The organism is Paenarthrobacter sp. CM16, assembly GCF_013179505.1.
In the GTDB taxonomy this organism is placed as follows: domain Bacteria; phylum Actinomycetota; class Actinomycetes; order Actinomycetales; family Micrococcaceae; genus Arthrobacter.
On the sequence record NZ_JABMCX010000470.1, the window covers coordinates 1 to 2,306 of the forward strand.

General features: G+C 65.9%; 2 protein-coding genes. One reads left to right on the forward strand and one right to left on the reverse strand.

From position 1 onward, the window contains the following. Positions 1–1,810 (forward strand): DUF3488 and transglutaminase-like domain-containing protein (locus HP499_RS23545; protein WP_172326462.1); only part of this gene is annotated, 1,810 nt, incomplete at its 5' end. A gap of 152 nt (positions 1,811–1,962) precedes the next feature. Here HP499_RS23545 and HP499_RS23550 read toward each other — a convergent pair. After that, a partial coding sequence (locus tag HP499_RS23550) for an aldehyde dehydrogenase family protein (RefSeq protein ID WP_172326463.1) occupies positions 1,963–2,306 on the reverse strand: 344 nt, incomplete at its 5' end.

Sequence of the window (2,306 nt, forward strand, 5' to 3'; positions counted from 1 at the left end):
CGGGCGGGGCTCGGGCCAGTTCAGGCGTTCGCTGGTGACCGGCGGATTGGCGTTGGCCTTGACCATGGTGGTCCCCCTGGCCATCCCGGGGTTCGAGACCGGCACCTTCCCGCAGGGCTCCCGGCTGAGTCCATGGGGCACCTCCAACGGACTCAACCCCATGATCACCTTGGGCAACAGCCTCCGGAGTCCCACGGGATCCGGCCGCATCACCTACGCAACGAGTGCGGACGGACCGCTCTACCTGAGGTCCGTCACCATTGACCACTTCGACGGCGAAACCTGGGCTCCGGACGAGCGCGCGGCCCAGCGCCGCGCCGGTGCAGACAGGATTGAAACCGGCTACTCCGTCCAAGGGGACGTGGTCAATACCGTGACCTCCGTCAATGCCGGCCTGTTCACCAGCCCTTACCTTCCTGCCCCGTTTGCGCCTGCATCGGTGAACGGCCTCAACGGGCGCTGGACCTGGGATCCGGCCACCTTGAGCATCATGAGCACCGAGACCACCACCCGCGCGCAGCGGTATGTGGTGTTTTCCGGGGCGCCCCGGATCACCGCGGAATCACTGTCCCGGGCCACAGCAGCTCCCCAGGGAATTTCGGAGGACTTCCTGCGCATTCCGGGCAACCTGCCTGAGATTGTGCGTCAAACAGCCGATTCCGTTACGGCCTCCGAAAGCAGCAACTACGGCAAAGCCCTGGCAATCCAGAAGTACCTGCGTTCCGGTGAATTTACGTACTCCCTGCAGGCACCGGTTCAGAACGGCTACGACGGCAACGGTCTCTCGGTCCTGGCTGATTTCCTGGCCGTCAAGAGCGGCTACTGCGTGCATTTTTCTTCCGCGATGGCTGTGATGGCGCGGGCTGAAGGTATTCCGAGCCGCATTGCCGTGGGCTATGCTCCGGGCCGGCTAACAGGGGAATCGGTAGCGCTGGTGGGGCAGGGTTCCTTCCCCGAATACGAGGTAGACGCCCGGGACGCGCACGCTTGGCCCGAGCTCTACTTCGAAGGCCTTGGCTGGGTCCCGTTTGAGCCGACGCCGTCCCGCGGCGTCCCTCCCGATTACGCGACGGAAAGTTCAGTACCCGGCAACCTCAGTACCAATGCGGACGAGAAAGAGGTTCTGACCACCCCCGCCCCGGCCACACCGGCCCCCGTTCCACTGCCGGGTGTGGAAACCCCGGTGACGGGGTCCACCAGCGTGAACCCCCTGCCAGCCATCGGGGCGGCCGCCGCAGGCGTGGCACTGTTGTTTGCCTTCCTGTGGTCACCACGCCTGAGCAGGAGCATCCTGCGCAGGCGCCGCCTGAACCAAAAACCTCCGGACGAGGCCGACGCCCTGCAGCCCGGGTACAAGGATCCTGTCCCGGAGCTTGCATGGGCGGAACTGCAGGACCTGGCGACGGACTACGGCTTACCCTCCGCGCCCAGCGAGACGCCGAGGCACTTCTCCACCAGGCTTCGCTCCAGCGCCGCCCTCGGAGACTCGTCAGGCATGGATGACGCCGCCCATGCGGCGGTGGCCTCGCTCACCTCGGACTTCGAACGGCAGCGTTATGGCCGCCAGGGAGGACCAGCGTCGCCATCAGCGGCTGCGGCGCGCATCGCCGTCGTCCGTGACTCGTTACGGAACAACGCCCGCTGGCTGGTGCGCTTCCGCGCGGACTGGTTGCCGCCGTCGATGATGCGCCGCTGGGTCAACGCGCTGGGAGCGCCGTTCCGCGCCGTGGGATCCCTGGCTACGACCGTTGGGCGCGGGTTGGCACGGCGATGGCGCACGCTCCGCGGCGCGCTTCCGCAACGGCGCTGACTGACTGCGCTGACTGACTGCGCTGAACTCCTGACGCACAGCAAAGGGCCCGGCCCCCGGAATTTTTGGTTCCAGGTGCCGGGCCCTTGCTTATCCCTGCCGTTCTTGTTGCGAGAGCGGACGGGGCGGGCTCCTTGGTGGAAAGAGCAGGCTTAGTCGGCGTACGGGTCCGCGATACCTACGTACTGGGTGTACAGGTACTCTTCGATGCCTTCGGAGCCGCCTTCGCGGCCCAGACCGGACTGCTTGACGCCGCCGAACGGTGCTGCAGCGTTGGAGATGACACCGGCGTTGAGGCCGAGCATGCCGGTCTCGATGCGTTCGCTGATGCGCAGGCCACGGTTCAGGTCCTTGGTGAAGACGTAGGCCACCAGGCCGTATTCGGTGTTGTTGGCCAGGCGAACTGCGTCGTCTTCGGTGGAGAAAGTGATGATCGGCGCTACCGGTCCGAAGATCTCTTCCTGCAGGATGCGGGCATCGGCTGCCACGTTCTTCA